General features: G+C 37.0%; 16 protein-coding genes. 6 read left to right on the top strand and 10 right to left on the bottom strand.

Features of this window, described 5'->3' with window-relative positions:
• Nucleotides 1-150: 150 nt before the first annotated feature.
• The 5 genes from resA to MHB48_RS02870 all read right to left on the bottom strand — a co-directional run bounded on the left by resA (nt 151) and on the right by MHB48_RS02870 (nt 3,256).
• A complete protein-coding gene (gene resA / locus MHB48_RS02890; protein WP_342600068.1) occupies nt 151-687 on the bottom strand; it encodes a thiol-disulfide oxidoreductase ResA in 537 nt (178 codons plus the stop codon).
• 49 nt (nt 688-736) lie between these two features.
• Nucleotides 737-1,141: a disulfide oxidoreductase gene (locus MHB48_RS02885; protein ID WP_342600067.1), complete on the bottom strand. Its 405-nt coding sequence runs from the start codon at nt 1,139-1,141 to the stop codon at nt 737-739.
• Nucleotides 1,131-1,784, bottom strand: coding sequence for a DsbA family protein (locus tag MHB48_RS02880; protein ID WP_342600066.1), 654 nt, complete (start codon nt 1,782-1,784; stop codon nt 1,131-1,133). Before MHB48_RS02880 ends, MHB48_RS02885 begins: the two co-directional genes overlap by 11 nt.
• Nucleotides 1,785-1,990: 206 nt before the next feature.
• The gene (locus tag MHB48_RS02875; protein WP_342600065.1) at nt 1,991-2,839 is read right to left on the bottom strand and encodes a M56 family metallopeptidase; all 849 of its coding nucleotides are present in this window, start codon (nt 2,837-2,839) and stop codon (nt 1,991-1,993) included.
• Between the two features lie 3 nt (nt 2,840-2,842).
• Nucleotides 2,843-3,256, bottom strand: coding sequence for a BlaI/MecI/CopY family transcriptional regulator (locus MHB48_RS02870; protein ID WP_342600064.1), 414 nt, complete (start codon nt 3,254-3,256; stop codon nt 2,843-2,845).
• 169 nt (nt 3,257-3,425) lie between these two features.
• On the opposite strand from MHB48_RS02870, the gene MHB48_RS02865 reads away from it, so the two are divergent.
• Nucleotides 3,426-4,367, top strand: a complete 942-nt coding sequence (locus tag MHB48_RS02865; RefSeq protein ID WP_342600063.1) for a VOC family protein — start codon at nt 3,426-3,428, stop codon at nt 4,365-4,367.
• A 137-nt stretch (nt 4,368-4,504) separates the two neighbouring features.
• The gene (locus tag MHB48_RS02860; protein WP_342600062.1) at nt 4,505-6,697 is read left to right on the top strand and encodes a DNA topoisomerase III; all 2,193 of its coding nucleotides are present in this window, start codon (nt 4,505-4,507) and stop codon (nt 6,695-6,697) included.
• 182 nt (nt 6,698-6,879) lie between these two features.
• Here the strand turns inward: MHB48_RS02860 and MHB48_RS02855 are convergent, their stop codons facing one another.
• From MHB48_RS02855 to MHB48_RS02845, 3 genes are all read right to left on the bottom strand, one after another.
• A complete protein-coding gene (locus tag MHB48_RS02855) occupies nt 6,880-8,178 on the bottom strand; it encodes an arsenic transporter (protein WP_342600061.1) in 1,299 nt (432 codons plus the stop codon).
• Nucleotides 8,179-8,466: 288 nt separating this feature from the next.
• A complete protein-coding gene (locus MHB48_RS02850; protein ID WP_342600060.1) occupies nt 8,467-9,030 on the bottom strand; it encodes an NADPH-dependent FMN reductase in 564 nt (187 codons plus the stop codon).
• A gap of 190 nt (nt 9,031-9,220) precedes the next feature.
• Complete coding sequence (locus tag MHB48_RS02845) at nt 9,221-9,994, bottom strand: NAD(P)H-binding protein (RefSeq protein WP_342600059.1); 774 nt, start codon at nt 9,992-9,994, stop codon at nt 9,221-9,223.
• A 238-nt stretch (nt 9,995-10,232) separates the two neighbouring features.
• On the opposite strand from MHB48_RS02845, the gene MHB48_RS02840 reads away from it, so the two are divergent.
• Genes MHB48_RS02840 through MHB48_RS02830 form a run of 3 tightly spaced genes read left to right on the top strand, consistent with a single transcriptional unit; the run spans nt 10,233 to nt 13,079 of the window.
• On the top strand, nt 10,233-11,246 hold the full coding sequence (locus tag MHB48_RS02840) for a hypothetical protein (RefSeq protein ID WP_342600058.1): 1,014 nt from the start codon (nt 10,233-10,235) through the stop codon (nt 11,244-11,246).
• A gap of 48 nt (nt 11,247-11,294) precedes the next feature.
• Nucleotides 11,295-11,480 (top strand): SE1832 family protein, encoded by a 186-nt coding sequence (locus MHB48_RS02835; RefSeq protein WP_340917643.1) that lies wholly within the window; start codon nt 11,295-11,297, stop codon nt 11,478-11,480.
• Nucleotides 11,481-11,513: 33 nt separating this feature from the next.
• Nucleotides 11,514-13,079: an ABC-F family ATP-binding cassette domain-containing protein gene (locus MHB48_RS02830; protein ID WP_342600057.1), complete on the top strand. Its 1,566-nt coding sequence runs from the start codon at nt 11,514-11,516 to the stop codon at nt 13,077-13,079.
• 364 nt (nt 13,080-13,443) lie between these two features.
• Here the strand turns inward: MHB48_RS02830 and MHB48_RS02825 are convergent, their stop codons facing one another.
• Both MHB48_RS02825 and MHB48_RS02820 read right to left on the bottom strand, forming a co-directional pair.
• A complete protein-coding gene (locus MHB48_RS02825; RefSeq protein WP_342600056.1) occupies nt 13,444-13,992 on the bottom strand; it encodes an RNA polymerase sigma factor in 549 nt (182 codons plus the stop codon).
• Nucleotides 13,993-14,117: 125 nt separating this feature from the next.
• Nucleotides 14,118-15,383 carry a hemolysin family protein gene (locus tag MHB48_RS02820; protein WP_342600055.1) on the bottom strand — a complete coding sequence of 422 codons (1,266 nt, stop codon included), beginning with the start codon at nt 15,381-15,383 and terminating at the stop codon, nt 14,118-14,120.
• 130 nt (nt 15,384-15,513) lie between these two features.
• Between MHB48_RS02820 and MHB48_RS02815 the strand changes: the two genes are divergently transcribed.
• Complete coding sequence (locus tag MHB48_RS02815; protein ID WP_342600054.1) at nt 15,514-16,911, top strand: dipeptidase; 1,398 nt, start codon at nt 15,514-15,516, stop codon at nt 16,909-16,911.
• The last annotated feature ends 258 nt before the right edge of the window (nt 16,912-17,169 follow it).

Below are 17,169 nucleotides of genomic sequence, written 5' to 3'. Positions count from 1 at the left end.
AAGATTCAAAATGAGATTTGCATTTCTATGTTTGTAATAGTTCCATATACTCAAAACAATATAAAATGGCGTTCATTAAGATACTGTTGTAACTTAATGAACGCCTGTTAGTTTATTATATCTATCTGAATCAATTTCATAATTAAAAGATTAAATTGGCATAATTTGCTCCATATAATTCTTAATCATTTCTTCATTCATTTCCCCTGTAATTATTTTCTCTATTTTACCTTCAGGGTTAATAAGTAAAGTTGTTGGTAAAGGATTGATATTGTAAGTCTCCATTACACTTTTATTGTCATCAATTAAAACTGGAAAAGTTAAGCCTTTTCGATCGATAAATTTTTGCACAACAAAATCAGATTCACCTACGTTTACAGCTAATATTTGAAGACCTTGGTCTTTATATTCTTGATATTGTTTGTCCATTAGAGGGAATTCTCTTTCACATGGTTTACACCAAGTTCCCCAAAAGTTCAAAAAGACACCTTGTCCTTTATATTCCGATAATTGATGCTTTTCTCCATTCATATCAACAAGTGCAAAGTCAGGAGCATCATCTCCTACCTGCAATATCGCTGTTCTCTCTTTCGTTACATTGGAATAAATAGTGAAGACGATTGCTCCAACCATTATTGCCAAAATGATCAGTCGAATGTAAAAGCGTTTTTTCTTTTTATTATCCACAGCTGCGATTGTCCTTTCTTCCCTAGAAGGAATATTTGAGAAAGTTAAGTTATTTGCGTTTCCAAAGTATCAGCATCATTACTGTAATGAACGTAAATGCGATGAGCGCTAAAAATGGGATTGTTACAAAACCTAACCAGTTAATATATTGGCCTGAGCATGGAACCCCACTCGTACATGAACTGAATTCATGCATGGAAGGAATCTTTTGCAGCGCATAATGATAACTTGAAATACCCATACCGAGCACAGACATCGGTAAAATGTATTTATAAATAGTTCGATCATTTCGATAAAAAGCAATACCTAGGAACATAACAAGTGGATACATCAAAATTCGTTGATACCAACAAAGAGTACATGGAATAAAACCCATTCGCTCGCTAAAAAACAAACTTCCCACCATTGCTATAATAGACGCTATCCACGCAAGGAGAAGGGGTTTATTTACCACTCGTATCCGCCTCTTCCACCATTTTTATCATATCATCCATTGTACTTCCAGTGAATTCTTTTCCACCAATATAGATCGTTGGCGTTGAGTTGACACCAAGATTATTTGCTGTACTCATATCTTTATCCCAAGCTTCCTTCCCTTTACCTTCACCGAAAGCTAGCATAACTTTTTCTGTTTCTTCAGGAGTTGCAACCTCTGATAATACTGCTTTTAAAAATTCCTCTGTCATTAAATTCGCTTGTCCGGATTCCGAATTTTGGTTTGCAAACAATAAGTGATGGAATTCCCAGAACTTTTCATTCCCTAGTTCCTTATAAACTGTTTCCGCAAATTGTGCAGAAGTCGTTGAATCGGGAGCAATAAATGAATAGTTCATAAAGTAAAACTTCGCTTTCCCCGTTTCAACTAATTCCTGGTTGATGATAGGAAAAAGACTGTTGTTGAAATCTCCACAGTGAGGACATTTGTAATCCCCAAATTCAACTATTTCAACAGGTGCTGATTCTTCCCCTAAAAATGGTTGACCTTCGTAATCTATCACTACTGACTCTTCCTTAGCATCGCTTAGCATTACAATTGCAATAAGGGCTACAGCCACAATACCGATTATCCAAAATATTTTCTTAGACAAATAAAACACTCCTATTATCATATTTACCTTGGCGAATTTGTGCTCAGATTTTGTATCCCGCTTGCCGGATAAACTCCTTTACAAAATCTGTACATCCGCCGGAGGCTACAACTTTATTCAGCAGGCTTTGTACTGCTCCTGCGTAAACTCGTCGCAAAAAAATATCTGCTGAATAAAGCTTCAACTACATTATGTAGTGTAATGGAATAAAAAATTTACGCTAGCGCGTAAATAAAAAAGATACAAATTAAGATAAAAATTGCGAACGACAAAAATGCGTCTTTCAATGGAATCTTCCACTGAACATCCGTCAATGGGTTTAACATATATTCAATCCGATAATTTACGGATGTATCCGCAAATGAGGCATAAGCAAAAGGCATTTTTTCTAACTTTCCTACTTTTAACATTTTCAAAAGTGCACTGCCTAAATTCACAGATGTCTCTTGTTTTTCAATTGCAAATTCGTCTGCTAACACTTCCTGAATGATTCTATATTTTTGGTTAAACCACTTCAGAATGGGAATATAGCCCAACGTAGAAGAAAAAAGTGATAACAAAAAGATTTTTAATGGATCCCGATTTACTTTATGATAGTTCTCGTGCGCTATGACCGCATTTAATTCATCTTCCGTTAATAGGCTTATCAAACCAGTTGTTACGATGATTTTAGGATGAATAAAGCCCATAGTTATCGCAAATGTTCCAGGATAGGAAATGACTAAAAAATCCTCATTTTTACTCTCATATGTCTCATTCATTTCGATTGTCAGCACTTTCTCTTTATATTGCTGAAATCGTTTTTTCATTCGTGTAGCATAAATCAATTGAGATACCAGTTTCCATAGTGAAAATAGTAGCGTATAGATGACTAGCGCATCTAGAACATATTCTAGGGATGACAAACCGAATGCTTTTAGCGTACTATGACAAACTTCAACGATGTTAAATTTGACGTTCCAGCCTGCCAACATGGAGATGACGTATAAAGCCATCTGTAGAAAAATTGTTCCTGAAATGACAAGAGAAACAATAAACATTAGCGATGATTGACGTTTTGTCATATGCTACATATCCTTTTTCAATTCTTTTATTTTTTGCTCGAGTTTTGCGACAAGATCATCATCCACGTCTTCAAGCGCATCTAACATATGGCTGACAACAACGTTTCCGAATTCATCCATCAATTCATTTGTCATTTCTTTTGACTGCGCACTCAAAAACTCAGCTCTAGATTGAACTGGTTTATAAAGGGAGGATCTACCTTCTACCCTCTTTTGAAGAATTCCCTTTTCGACTAATCGGTTCATGACGGTCATAACTGTGTTAAAATTCGTCACTTTTTCCAGGTCAAGGACTTGCTGAACATCTTTTATGGTCATTTCCACATCGTTCCATAAGATATCCATAATCTTTGCTTCAAGTGGTCCGAAAAAGCGATTCAATCCACTTTCGTTTATTTTAAATTTTCGAATCAACATGGTTTAATCACCTCACATTACTCATTGTAGTGTGAGTAACTTTTCCAGTCAAGATTTGTTAATCGAAAAATGATGAAATAAACATTTTTTAAAATCTTATAGCTGTATTTTCTTGCATCTCCTGTTACACTACGTAGTGTAGTTTATATGAAAAAGGAGATTTATGCAAATGAAAAACAAACGAATTATTATCGTTGGTATCGTCTTAGTGGTGGTGCTCATCTCACTTTTTTTCCTGTTTAAAAAGAATGTTACAACCTATGAAACATATAACACTGACTCTCCTTCTAGATTGGAAGGAGTACACCTGATTGTTTCTGATCTTGATAAAATCTCTGCATTTTATCAACAAGTAATCGGCTTTGATATTTTAACGGAAGAGCAAAGTAAAGTTACGCTAACTGCTGATGGACATACCCCTTTGCTAGTGTTAGAAGAAGTTGAAGACACAGTGGAAAGACCTTTAGGAACAACTGGTCTCTATCATTTCGCTATTCTGATGCCGGACCATGCCAGTTTAGGGACTATGCTTCTTCATTTGTCTGAAACCAAGTATCCGATGCAAGGAGCAGCAAATCATCAGTATAGCGACGCACTGTATTTAGCTGATCCGGACGGAAATGGAGTGGAAATTTACGCTGATCTCCCTCCTACTAGTTGGGAACGAGACAAGGATGGCGGATATGTAGGTGGTACTAACCCGATTGATTTCGAGAAATTGGTCGAAGAAGCATCCCCTTCATGGATGGGACTTCCGGAGGACACACGTGTTGGTCATATGCATTTGCAAGCCTCTGAACTTGAAATAACCGAACAATTTTACGTAGACGGGCTCGGTTTTGATATTACATCCAAAGGAAATGGAAGCTTGTTTTTATCAAAAGACAGCTACCATCACCACATTGCATTGAACACGTGGGCTGGCACCGGTCTCCCTGCACCTCCATCTAACTCGAGAGGATTAAAGAAATTCACGATTATTTTTACACAAGAGGAATTAGATGAAGCAAAGTTACAACTGAAACGTTTGGAGTTTCCTTTTGATGAAAAAGAAGATTCTATTATCGTTCAAGATCCTTCTGGAAATACCCTTCATATTGTAACCAAGTAATGCAAGGCTGCCACACCCTCGTTTATATCCGATGGTCGGGCAGCTTTCTTTTTAATTTGGCTACATGTCTTTCTACAAAACACTACGATTTATGCTATATTTAATCTCAATGGTTTCCGTGGAAAGGATGTTTTAACATGAAGAAAAGTGTAGTAATTGCAGAAAAACCTTCCGTAGCTCGTGATATCGCACGAGTATTAAATTGTCATAAAAAAGGGAATGGCTTTTTAGAAGGTGACAAATTTATTGTCACATGGGCACTAGGACATCTTGTTACACTAGCTGATCCTGAAGTATATGATACAAAGTATAAAACCTGGAATCTAGATGATTTACCAATGCTTCCAAATGACTTAAAGCTTGTTGTGATTAAGCAAACGAGTAAGCAATATAACGCTGTCAAAAGTCAGTTACTGCGCACGGATGTGAGTGACATTATCATCGCAACTGACGCAGGCCGTGAAGGTGAATTAGTTGCTAGATGGATTATTGAAAAAGCAAAGGTAAATAAGCCAGTAAAACGTCTTTGGATTTCCTCTATTACAGACAAAGCGATTAAGGAAGGCTTTCAAAATTTAAAACCAGGTAAGGCTTATGAAAACCTATATCATGCAGCAGTTGCACGTTCTGAAGCAGACTGGTATATCGGATTAAATGCAACAAGAGCACTTACTAGTAAATTTAATGCTCAGCTGTCATGTGGGCGTGTGCAGACCCCTACTGTTGCTATTATTGCGCAAAGAGAAGATGAAATACGTAATTTTAAACCAAAAACGTATTACGGATTAGAAGCACATACGGACCAAAATTTAAAACTAACATGGATTGACGGCCAAACAAACGATTCTAGAACTTTCTCTAAAGAAAAAGTCCAACAGCTACTTGCAAATGTAGATAAAAAACAAGGCACAATTGTAGATGTTGATAAAAAACAAAAGAAAAGCTTCGCTCCACAGCTTTACGATTTAACGGAATTACAACGGGATGCAAATAAAATATTTGGCTACTCCGCTAAAGAAACACTTAGCATTATGCAAAAATTGTATGAGCAACACAAGGTTTTAACCTATCCTCGTACAGATTCCAGATACATTTCAAGCGATATTGTAGAAACACTTCCAGAGCGCTTAAAAGCCTGTGGAATTGGTCAGTACAGACAGCTTGCGAATAAAGTATTACAAAAGCCTATTAAAGTAACTAAATCCTTTGTAGATGATAGTAAAGTTTCCGATCATCACGCAATCATTCCAACAGAAGAAATTGTTAATCAAGCAAACTTCAATGATAAAGAACGCAAAGTTTATGATTTAGTTATCAAACGATTTTTAGCAGTATTGTTCCCTCCATTTGAATATGAGCAAATTACAGTGAAGGCTTCTATTGGAACGGAAACTTTTGTAGCCAAGGGTAAAACAATTCTTTCATCCGGTTGGAAGGAAGTATATGAAAATCGTTTTGAAGAGGACGAAAACGCGGAAGATATGAAGGAACAAATACTTCCTCGTATTACAAAAGGCGATAAATTATCTATTAGATTAGTGACAGAAACTTCGGGTCAAACAAAAGCACCTGCCAGATTCAATGAAGGTACTTTACTTACAGCAATGGAAAGCCCAGCAAAATACATGGGTACACAAGATAAAGAATTAGCCAAAACACTTGATAAAACGGGTGGCTTAGGTACAGTTGCTACAAGAGCAGACATTATTGAGAAGCTCTTTAATTCATTCCTTATGGAGAAGAAAGGGAAAGACATTTACCTGACATCCAAAGGGAAACAGTTGCTTGATTTAGTTCCGGCAGATTTGAAGACCCCTGCTCTTACTGCGGAATGGGAGCAAAAACTAGAAGCAATTGCAAAAGGCAAGCTGAACAAAAATGTGTTTATTAACGAAATGAAAACTTATACAAAAACAATCGTCCATGATGTAAAAAACAGTGATAAGAAATTTAAACATGATAATATTTCAACGAAAAGCTGTCCTGATTGCGGCAAGCCGATGCTTGAAGTGAACGGCAAAAAAGGGAAAATGCTCGTATGCCAAGACCGTGAATGTGGTCACCGTAAAAATGTCGCAAGAGTGACAAACGCTCGCTGTCCGCAATGTAAGAAAAAGCTAGAGCTTCGTGGTGAAGGAGAAGGACAAATTTTCACTTGTAAATGTGGATATCGTGAAAAACTATCCGCCTTCAACAAACGACGTAAAACGGATTCTGGCGGAAAAGCAGATAAACGCGATGTTCAAAAATATCTAAAAAAACAAGATCAAGAAGAAGAGCCTATGAATAACGCATTAGCAGAAGCTCTGAAGAAGTTGAATTTGGAATAATAAAAGAGTGACGCTAAAACCGTTTATTACGGCTTTAGCGTCACTCTTTTTTTGATGTTGTGATTACCCTTTTTTGAGATGAGCGCTCTCGTTGCGATGCCGGTAGCTCTCGTATAACAACGGCTTCCTCTCGAATAAAATACGTTCTTTCGCAAAGCTTACATTTGAAAATCAACTATTTATTACGAAATAATTAACAACCAAACATACAGACCAACTAACGTGATGAATAACGTCGGGATCGTCAATACTATCCCTACTTTAAAGTAAGTCCCCCACGACACTTTGACCCCTTTATGGGATAAGACATGCAACCACAATAATGTTGCAAGAGAACCAATTGGTGTAATTTTCGGTCCTAAATCAGATCCGATGACATTCGCATAAATTAATGCTTCACGCATCGCCCCTGTTGTAGTTGTCTCCGCTATGGCAAGTGCATCAATCATCACAGTCGGCAAGTTGTTCATGACAGAAGATAGGATGGCTGCGATAAAGCCCATAGAGATTGTCCCTACGAACAGTCCACGATCCGACGCAGCTTGAATAATATCAGCCAAAACAGATGTAAGTCCCACATTTTGAAGACCGTATACTACTACATACATTCCAATAGAGAAAAACACAATATTCCAAGGGGCACCTTTCACAATCTTTGCCGATTGAATAGTCGGACTATCTCTTGTCATCCGTAAAAAGAATAACGCGATAATGCCCACGACAAACGATACAGGTATACCGATAAATTCACTGGAGAAGTATCCCACGAGTAAAAGACCTAACACGAACCAAGAAAGCTTGAACAATTTCATGTCCTTTATGGCATCCATTGGACGTTTTAAATTTGCGGTATCATATTTTTTCGGAATACTTTTACGGAAAAATAAAAACAACACGAGAATACTTGCAACTAATGAAAAAAGATTTGGCACAATCATTCGTGAAGCGTACTCGACAAATCCAATTTCAAAAAAATCGGCTGATACGATATTTACCAAGTTACTAACGATGAATGGCAGCGAAGTTGTATCCGCAATAAAACCACTCGCCATGATAAACGGAAACACCATTTTTTCACTGAAATTCAAATTACGAACCATCGCAAGTACAATTGGCGTCAAAATGAGTGCTGCGCCATCATTGGCAAACAATGCTGCCACCATTGCTCCTAAAATCGATACATAGATAAACATGCGAACACCATTGCCTTTTGCAGCGCGCGCCACATGAAGTGCGGACCATTCGAACAATCCAATTTCATCTAAAATTAGGGAAATAATAATGATTCCAATAAACGCGAGAGTTGCATTCCACACTATGCTCGTTACATCGAGCACATCTTGAAAATCAACTACCCCAACTAATAGTGCAATGACCGCTCCCCCACACGCTGACCACCCGATCGATAAATTTCTCGGCTGTAAAATAACAAGTGCAAGTGTGATAACGAATATTACGATTGCTAATACAGTAGAAACCAAGTGAAGCCCTCCAACACAAACGAATTCTCAAATACTACTACTATATAGGGAATTAATTATTCCGTAAACTGTGCTATTTGTGAATTGGAGTAAATTGATCTCGGTTGTTATTCTGGATATTTGTTACTTCGACTTTCTTGTTACTAGGTTGTGCCAAGACTTCCGGCTTTCCTGCAGGAGTCTGCGCAGATTCTATGCTAAAAAACAACAGTAAAATATAACAGCGCCTTTTAAATAAAGAAAAAAGGATGTCTCCACATTTTATGGGGACATCCTTCTATTAAATAATTAGTGCGTATCGATCGGTTCTTTGCTAAGCGTTTTGCTCATTTCTGCGTATTGTACAAAGACACGTGCTAATTCTCGAAGACGATTATGTACGTCTTCGTCTACTATTATATTATTTTGATCGAAATGGCTAGAATGTGTGTACACATAGTTTGGTGTCACTAGGCATCTGAAGTAGTCTAAAATAGGTTTCAGCTGATTTTCGATTACTAGGTGATGCTGATATGTTCCACCATTTGCAACGATGGACACTGGTTTGTATCGCATTGATTTAGGATGTAAAAAGTCGAACGTGTTTTTTAATACACCAGGAATAGATCCTTGGAAGATTGGCGTCGCAATAATAAAGCCATCTGCTTGATCGAACTTACTCACGAGCAATTTCATATCATCATTATATTGTTGAAATGGTCGGCCATCTACAAATTGATGCTCATAATTAGCAAGCTTAATTATTTCCAAAGTATGCTCTTTATTAATTTCTTCTATATAGTCTTTCACTTTTTCTAATATGACACCTGTTTTTGTGCCGATAATTGTTCCGTCTACAAGTAAAATTTTCATCTAACAGAACCTCCTTTATCCGTTCCTTATTGTATCAAAAAAGCAGCTATATTTAAGAAAAAAAATGTCTGTTTGACAAAGTTCATCCTTAAGGCTGAGAAATTTACTACTCATTAATGTCCATCTCGTCCTTGAAAAATATATAAACAGATTAATGCATTATATGCATCTATATCAGTAACGGCAATTGTTAGGACACTTCATCTTTATCGCTTTTTTTATCTTTGTCTACAAAAATATCTTTCCGTTTCTCCCAATTAAATAGCTCTTCTCTTGGAATCGGTATCTCCTCGTTTACAACACTCGGTTTTACATTTAAAATATCTATCGATTTATACAGATTGAGTTTATTTTTCCTTCCATGGACCGCATAATGATACATGGCAAATGCAAGTTGTTTTCCCTCCATCGAGCGCATTCTTTTGAATGGGCCTACTAAAATAGGATTTATTAACTTAAAAACGCCTTCTGATAGTCGTTCCGCCAATCGAAATTCCCCTCGATTTCCTGTTAATAGGGAGGGACGGAATATAGATAAATAAGGTAGCTTTAACGCGATAAGCTCCTGCTCCATTCTTCCTTTTACACGGCTATAGAAAAAAGGTGAATTTTCATTCGAACCGACTGCTGAAATGACATGAAAATTGGGAATCCCACGTTTTTTAGCTAAGGAAGCTATTTGTAGAGGATATTCTAAATCGACTTTTTCAAAGTTTTCTTTCGTTTTTGCTTTTTTCATGGTCGTTCCTAAACAGCAGAATAAATCATCCGCAATTTCTAAATCGTTCTCTTCTAACTTATCGAAATCTCTTATTTTCACATCTAGTTTTTTATGCGTATATGTAATATCTCTTCTCGCAATAACCGATATAGCTGCGTACTCTTCACTTTCACATAATTGTTTCACTAAATACTGCCCTGTAAATCCTGTTGCACCAACTACTATCGCAGTTCGCCTTACCATATCCATGCCTCCCTAATCGTAGAAAATAATTGTAATTGTAACGAATGTCTCGAACTTAAACGGCATTCCTCTTAGTCTCCTCCTACCACTTTTGTTAAAGAATAAGATAATACAACTCTTCTATAAAGTTACTGTCTAGTAACTAGGTTCCGTCAGCTCGAGGTCAAATGCCAATTTTCCTATTGTCATATACACCTGTCCGTTTCCATACAATAAAAAGATATCTTTGGAAAGGAAGATGATGAAATTGAAAATAGCCTATCTATTAAACACATTTCCACATCGTGGACTATATCCTGCCGCCCGAGCAAAAACGCTTCTCCCAGCGTTGAAAATGGAAGAATACAAAATTTTTGTGCCCAGCTCAAATACAAGCCTCATTCAATATTTAGAAAAAGAACAAATCAAACCAACTTTATTTAGAAATAATGCACATTTACTAGAAGAAATAAAATTATTTAACCCGAATTGTATTATTCATGATAGCGGTAATTCGGAAAAAGATTTAATTCGTCGCTTAAAAACAATCAATTGTCCGCTGATCCATTTCGACGATCATGGAGATGGCGGAATGTTAGCCGATCTTGTTTTCCAAACATTATATGAAAATCCAAAAGATCTTTCAAAAGAGCATTATATATACGATACTATCGGATATATTCCAGCTCATAAAATTGTATTTACAAATAATCACACGTCACATGATACACCGCATATCGTTGTATTCTACCCACATGAAGACCCAGAAAATTTAACTTACCGAACTTTGAGACATCTCGTACAATTGCATATACCTTTGCGTATTAGTGTTTTAGTAGATGAACACTACAAACATGATATAAACGAGCTTAAAAGATTTGCACTTACTCGTAAATCCATTCAAGTTATTTCAACGGGTGAACCTGAATCTATTATCCCTACTAGTGATATCGTCATTACTTCCGGAACTTATATGCCCTTCCTAATTGTACAACTTCAAATTCCTTGCATTATTCTTTGTGCACACGAGGAAGAAGTTAACTACGCATTTGCAACGGAGATGAATGGCTTTGCCAATCTAGGGTTAGGGAGAAAAATTAAACAATCATACTTACAAAATGCCGTAATGGAGATTATTTTACATGAAAATCGAAGAAATGCTTATAAGCATAAACAAAAACACTTCGACTTTAGCTCTAATCTTTCTACAGTAGTAGAACTTATCGAACAAACGATAGCGAATAAAAAAGAGGAAGAAGAAATCGCACACTAGGAAAGATTTTATGCTACAATGAATGCAAAAAGCTGAAGGTGAACATTCATGACAAAACAACAGCTACAAGCGGAAATTGCTGAGTTAAAAATGGACTATATTCGATTACAAGATGACATGGAAAAACTTGAATCCAATGGCCATCCCACTCAAGTAGAAAATGCTGAACGTAGACTAGCCAAAATGGAAGAAGCCCTTGCAGAACTAAACAAACAGCTCGCGGAATTAATATAAGCCGTAGAGCTTTCTTTTTGGAGGAAATAATAGATGAGCTTATTAAACGTAGAAAATTTGGGACACACATTCGGAGATCGTACGCTTTTTAAAGAGGTTTCTTTCCGCTTAGTTGAGGGGGAGCATGTTGGACTTGTAGGAGCAAATGGTGTTGGTAAATCGACATTGATGAACATTCTAACTGGTGAGATTATTTATGATGAAGGTCGTGTAGAATGGCTACCTGGAACACATTATGGATATTTAGATCAGCATACTCGTCTGCAGCAAGGACGCTCGATGTTTGATACGCTTCGAGATGCATTTTTACCTCTTTATAAAAAAGAGGCAGAATTAAATGATATTATTGCAAAAATGGCCGATGCAACTCCGGAAGAATTAGAAGTATTACTGGAGCAAATGGCTGATATTCAAGATACGTTAGATGCTGGTGACTTTTATTCGCTTGATATGAAAGTGGAAGAGGTTGCGCGTGGTCTTGGGCTAGATGCAATCGGTTTAGATCGTCCCGTAGAAGCACTTTCAGGAGGACAACGTACAAAAGTTCTTCTAGCAAAACTATTATTAGAAAAGCCCAAAGTTCTGTTACTAGATGAGCCTACTAACTATTTAGACGAAGAGCATGTAAACTGGCTATCTAACTATCTGAAAAACTATCCACATGCATTTTTATTAATCTCGCATGATACAGAATTTATGAATGGAATTGTAGATGTTATCTTCCACCTAGAATTCTCTAAATTAACTCGCTATACAGCATCATATGATAAGTTTTTAGAGCTTGCCGAGTTAAATAAAAGACAGCATATCGATGCATATGAAAAGCAACAAGACTTTATTAAAAAGCAAGAAGACTTTATTGCCAAAAATAAAGCACGATATTCTACGACTGGACGAGCAAAATCTCGTCAAAAACAACTAGACCGAATCGAACGCATTGATCGCCCTGAAACAGCAGCGAAACCTGAATTTAGCTTCAAGGAATCTCGAAGCTCAGGTCGCTACGTTGTAGAAGCAGACCATTTAGAAATCGGTTATGATAAAGCATTGCTTCCACCATTAACATTTACTATCGAACGCGGTGAAAAAATTGCACTTGTTGGGATGAATGGTATTGGTAAATCAACATTACTTAAAACGATGCTTGGTAAAATTCCTCCACTTGGCGGAAAAGTAATACGTGGGGATTTCTTATACCCTTCTTACTTTGAACAAGAAGTAAAAGCAGGAAATATCACACCAATCGAATCGATTTGGGAAACATACCCAAGCATGGAGCAAAACCAGGTTCGTGGTGCATTAGCTCGTACTGGTTTGAAAAGTGAGCATATCTCCCGTCCACTTTCTAGTTTAAGTGGTGGTGAGCAAGCTAAAGTACGCCTATGTAAATTAATGATGGAAGAAAGTAACTGGTTAATCTTTGATGAACCGACTAACCACTTAGATATACATGCAAAAGAAGAGTTAAAACGTGCGATGAAAGAATTCAAAGGCACGATCGTACTTGTAAGTCATGAGCCTGAATTCTATGAAGGCTTAGTAACAAAAGTATGGAATGTAGAAGAATGGTTCTCTACTGGAAAAGAAGTAATTGAATAAGACGTATGTCAGCCCCCTGCTCAGTTGCGAGGGGCTTTTTTTTATTATAAATTCCTGAACGAGACCAAACGTCTTCGAACCGAGACCATCTCTCAAAGTAAAGAGTTGCCTCTTTGAGAGTATGCTCTACTCACTGTAATTATTTTCTTTTATTAGTTACGAAATGGCTTAACGATACCAATTCATCAGTAACCGAGACCAATCGTCTTCGAACAGAGACCAATTCCCTGTAAACCGCAACCTATTTGCCCTAAACCGAGACCATTTCTCAAAGTAAAGAGTTGGCTCTTTGAGTGAATGCTGACTTTACGCCCAAAATAAAAAAGAGCCATCCAACAATTATTTGTTGGTTAACTCTTTCTTTTTACACTAAAATTAAGGAATCCATTGCTAGCTCATCATTCATAATTAATTCCTTTAAGCGTTGTTTTGCTCTGAATAATCTTGATTTCACTGTCCCAATGGAAACTTTCATCACTTCGGCAATTTCCACTAATGAATATTGGTGAACATAGAAATACATCACTGTCTTTTGATAAATGCCATCTAATTCCGCAACTTTCGAGCGAATAATTTCACCTACATCTTCTTTCTCTAGTTGCTCTTCTACAGTTAACACATCTGCAGCAATTAAATCCAATAAAGAAACATCCAATTGCTCTGGTTGATGCGCCACATACTTACTACGTCTTACTTGTTTACGGTATCGATCACGAAATGTATTCATACAAATTGTTGTTAACCATGCTTTTACATGTTCAACCTCTTTCATATAGGATTCATATCGTACCACTTTCATCCATACCTCTTGCATTAAGTCTTCTGCTTCTACTTGATTTTTAGTTAGCTTTAAACATAAGTAATATATATATCGATTATACTCTTCATAAATATCTTCAATTTTAACTTGCATGTTTTATTCCCCCGGTCGGCTAAACTTTATATTTCTATAATGCCAAACCTAAACCTTACCCTCTATCGTATTCTCTTTCAGAAAAATTACAAACGTGTAAGAAAGAAAAAACGCAAGAGGAAGTATTACTCCTCTTGCGCTTCGTTATTAATACGTTCTTCGTTTTTCGTAATCGTCAATTTTACAATTCGACTACGATCCATTTCATTTACTTCGATCAATAGGTTCTCGTAAGTGAACTGCTCATTTTCTTCTGGAACGTGCCCTAGCTGTTCTAAGACAAATCCACCGATTGTTTCATTTTCATTAATAATAGATATATTAAACAATTGGTTGACTTCTTCAATTTCTAAACGACCTGCGCAAATTAAGCGAATTTCCGTCATTTCATGCACTAATATTTCTTCATTGTCATCTGTTTCATCTTCAATTTCTTGCCCAATCATTTCCTCGATTAAATCTTCATGCGTCACAATCCCAAGTGTTCCACCGTATTCATCTAACACAATGGCCATATGTTTTTTGTGCGTAAGCATTAGTTTAAAGACTTTCTCCACACTTAGTGTTTGAACAACAAACAATGGATCTTTATCAATAATTGTTTCTAATTTAAACGTTGGAGTCATGGACCATTCGATTAATTTCTTCGAATAAAACATCCCGACAATCGTATCCAGACTATCGTCATACACTGGATACCTTGTGTAAAAATGCTCGAGAATGGTATCCCGCACTTCTTCATACGTAGCATCTACTGGAATACCAACAACTTCTGTACGATGTGTTGATAAAACGTCCGATACATCTTTGTTTGGGAAGTCGAGAATACCTTTAATACGCTCTGATTCCTCATCTTCAAATGTACCATCCGTGGAAGCAAGATCTACCATAGAAAGAAGCTCTTCTTTCGTAATCATTGTTTCTTTTACAGCACCCTTCGAGCCAACTCGAATAAGCATATTCGTTAATCCAGCGATGAAAAATGTTAATGGACGCATAATTCCAATAAGCAAACGAACAAGTGGTGCTACTAAATAGACAATTCTTTCTGAAAATGTTGCGGAAATTGTTTTCGGCAAAACTTCGCAAAATAAAATAATAAAAGCTGCTAATATGACAACGGACAAGCCAATATGCCATTTGTAATGCTCTGCAATTAATATTACTAGTAAAGTCATTGTAATATTTGCAATCGTATTCCCTACCAATATGGTTATAATCATTCGGTCCGGCTTCACTAGCTGAGCAAGTAATTTTTCAGCAGCTTTGTCCCCTTGCTCCGCTCTTAGCTGAACCTTCGTCCTATTTACTGTCATTAATGCAGTTTCACTACCCGATAAGAAAAACGAAGCGAGTACAGAAACGGCTAAAAGTACAAATTCTATGTACAATTTTGTATCCTCCTAAAATAAATTCGTGCAATATCTCTTCTTATAACTATAGCATACTGTGATTTTAGTTGTCATAAAACTTATGCTATACTATTTCCAAACACGAAATTATTAGAAAAGAGGGATCCTAGTGGGCCAATTACCTACATTAGACAAATACTTCACAGAAAAAAGAGAAGAACATCTAGAAGAATTAAAACAGTTTCTTCGCATCCCAAGTATTTCATCTTTATCTGAACATAAAGATGATATGCAAAAAGGCGCACAATGGTTAGCTGAATCCTTAACAAGAGCTGGTTTAGAAAACGTAATGGTGGATAAAACTAGCGGCCACCCTGTTGTATATGCTGACTGGCTTCATGCTGAGGGCAAACCAACCATGCTTATTTACGGACATTATGACGTTCAACCAGTGGATCCGTTAAACCTTTGGGAAACAGAACCTTTTGAACCACAAGTTCGCGATAATAAATTATATGCTCGTGGTGCTAGTGATGACAAAGGGCAAGTATTTATGCATGTGAAAGCTATAGAAGCTCTTCTTCAAACAGGGGGGTCCCTACCTGTTAATGTGAAGCTTTTAATTGAAGGCGAAGAAGAAGTAGGCAGTCCTAATTTAGAAGAATATATTGAAAATAATAAAGAAAAACTTGCAGCAGATGTTATCATCATTTCGGATACAGGTATGCAAGGTCCTGGCCAACCAGCAGTTTGCTACGGCTTACGTGGCCTTTGCGGCGTACAAATTGATGTAAAAGGTGCAAAAGGTGACCTTCACTCTGGTCTTTATGGTGGAGGGGTTCAAAACTCGATTCATGCACTCGTTTCCATTTTAGATTCTTTCCGCGATGCAGAGGGTACGATTGAAGTAGAAGGATTCTATGACAATGTCCGCCCTTTATTAGAAGAAGAGAAGCAAGCATACGCTGCACTTGGTTTTGATGAGGAAGAGTTGAAAAAAGAAGTCGGCGTGGACGAACTATTCGGTGAAAAAGGCTATACACATTTAGAACGCACTTGGGTCCGCCCAACTTTAGAAATTAATGGTGTATTCGGAGGATTCTCTGGAGAAGGTATTAAAACTGTTTTACCAAGTGAAGCCGGAGCAAAAATCACTTGTCGTTTAGTACCAGACCAAGACCCAGATGAAATTGTCGCTAAACTAAGAGCACATATCGAAAAGAATAAACCAGTTGGCGTCACGGTAACTTTAACTGAATTCGATAAAGGAAAACCGTTCATCACACCATTTGACCACCCTGCTATTCAAGCAGCTGGTCGTAGCTATGAAAAAGTATATAATGTACCAACTGCATATACGCGCGGTGGCGGATCTATTCCAATCGTTGCAGCATTTGATGAGATCCTTGGATTGCCGGTAGTGTTAATGGGCTTCGGATTATCTACAGAAAACTTCCATGCACCTAACGAGCATTTCCACTTAGAAAACTTTGATCAAGGATTGCGTGTAATCGGCGATTACTACTATGAACTTGCCGAACTTTCTAAGGAAGACTTAAAAAAATAATGTAACTAAAACACATGGGTATTCATACAATCCATGTGTTTTTTTATGTACTACTAGGGCTATCTACCATTGATTTATCTCTATACTATGAGAATTGGTCTCGGTCGTAAGGAAATTGGTCTCGTTTCAGTAGTTTTTGATCTCGGTTAGGAGTAAGTTGGTTGCGATTCTCTATGAATTGGTCTCGCTAAGCCATTTTATAACTAATAAAAGAAAATAATCTCAATAGAATTTATCATAAAAAGTGGCTATCTCTCC

The sequence above is a fragment of the Psychrobacillus sp. FSL H8-0483 genome (genome assembly GCF_038637725.1).
Classification (GTDB): Bacteria; Bacillota; Bacilli; order Bacillales_A; family Planococcaceae; genus Psychrobacillus.
This window is presented reverse-complemented; position numbering and strand designations above follow the sequence as displayed.

What these genes read in the sequence shown, in the direction of transcription:
- MHB48_RS02875 (WP_342600065.1), bottom strand. Translation starts at nt 2,839, where the DNA reads ATGACAAAACGTCAATCATCGCTAATGTTTATTGTTTCTCTTGTCATT.
- MHB48_RS02870 (WP_342600064.1), bottom strand. Translation starts at nt 3,256, where the DNA reads ATGTTGATTCGAAAATTTAAAATAAACGAAAGTGGATTGAATCGCTTT.
- MHB48_RS02865 (WP_342600063.1), top strand. Translation starts at nt 3,426, where the DNA reads ATGAAAAACAAACGAATTATTATCGTTGGTATCGTCTTAGTGGTGGTG.
- MHB48_RS02860 (WP_342600062.1), top strand. Translation starts at nt 4,505, where the DNA reads ATGAAGAAAAGTGTAGTAATTGCAGAAAAACCTTCCGTAGCTCGTGAT.
- MHB48_RS02850 (WP_342600060.1), bottom strand. Translation starts at nt 9,030, where the DNA reads ATGAAAATTTTACTTGTAGACGGAACAATTATCGGCACAAAAACAGGT.
- MHB48_RS02845 (WP_342600059.1), bottom strand. Translation starts at nt 9,994, where the DNA reads ATGGTAAGGCGAACTGCGATAGTAGTTGGTGCAACAGGATTTACAGGG.
- MHB48_RS02840 (WP_342600058.1), top strand. Translation starts at nt 10,233, where the DNA reads ATGATGAAATTGAAAATAGCCTATCTATTAAACACATTTCCACATCGT.
- MHB48_RS02835 (WP_340917643.1), top strand. Translation starts at nt 11,295, where the DNA reads ATGACAAAACAACAGCTACAAGCGGAAATTGCTGAGTTAAAAATGGAC.
- MHB48_RS02830 (WP_342600057.1), top strand. Translation starts at nt 11,514, where the DNA reads ATGAGCTTATTAAACGTAGAAAATTTGGGACACACATTCGGAGATCGT.
- MHB48_RS02825 (WP_342600056.1), bottom strand. Translation starts at nt 13,992, where the DNA reads ATGCAAGTTAAAATTGAAGATATTTATGAAGAGTATAATCGATATATA.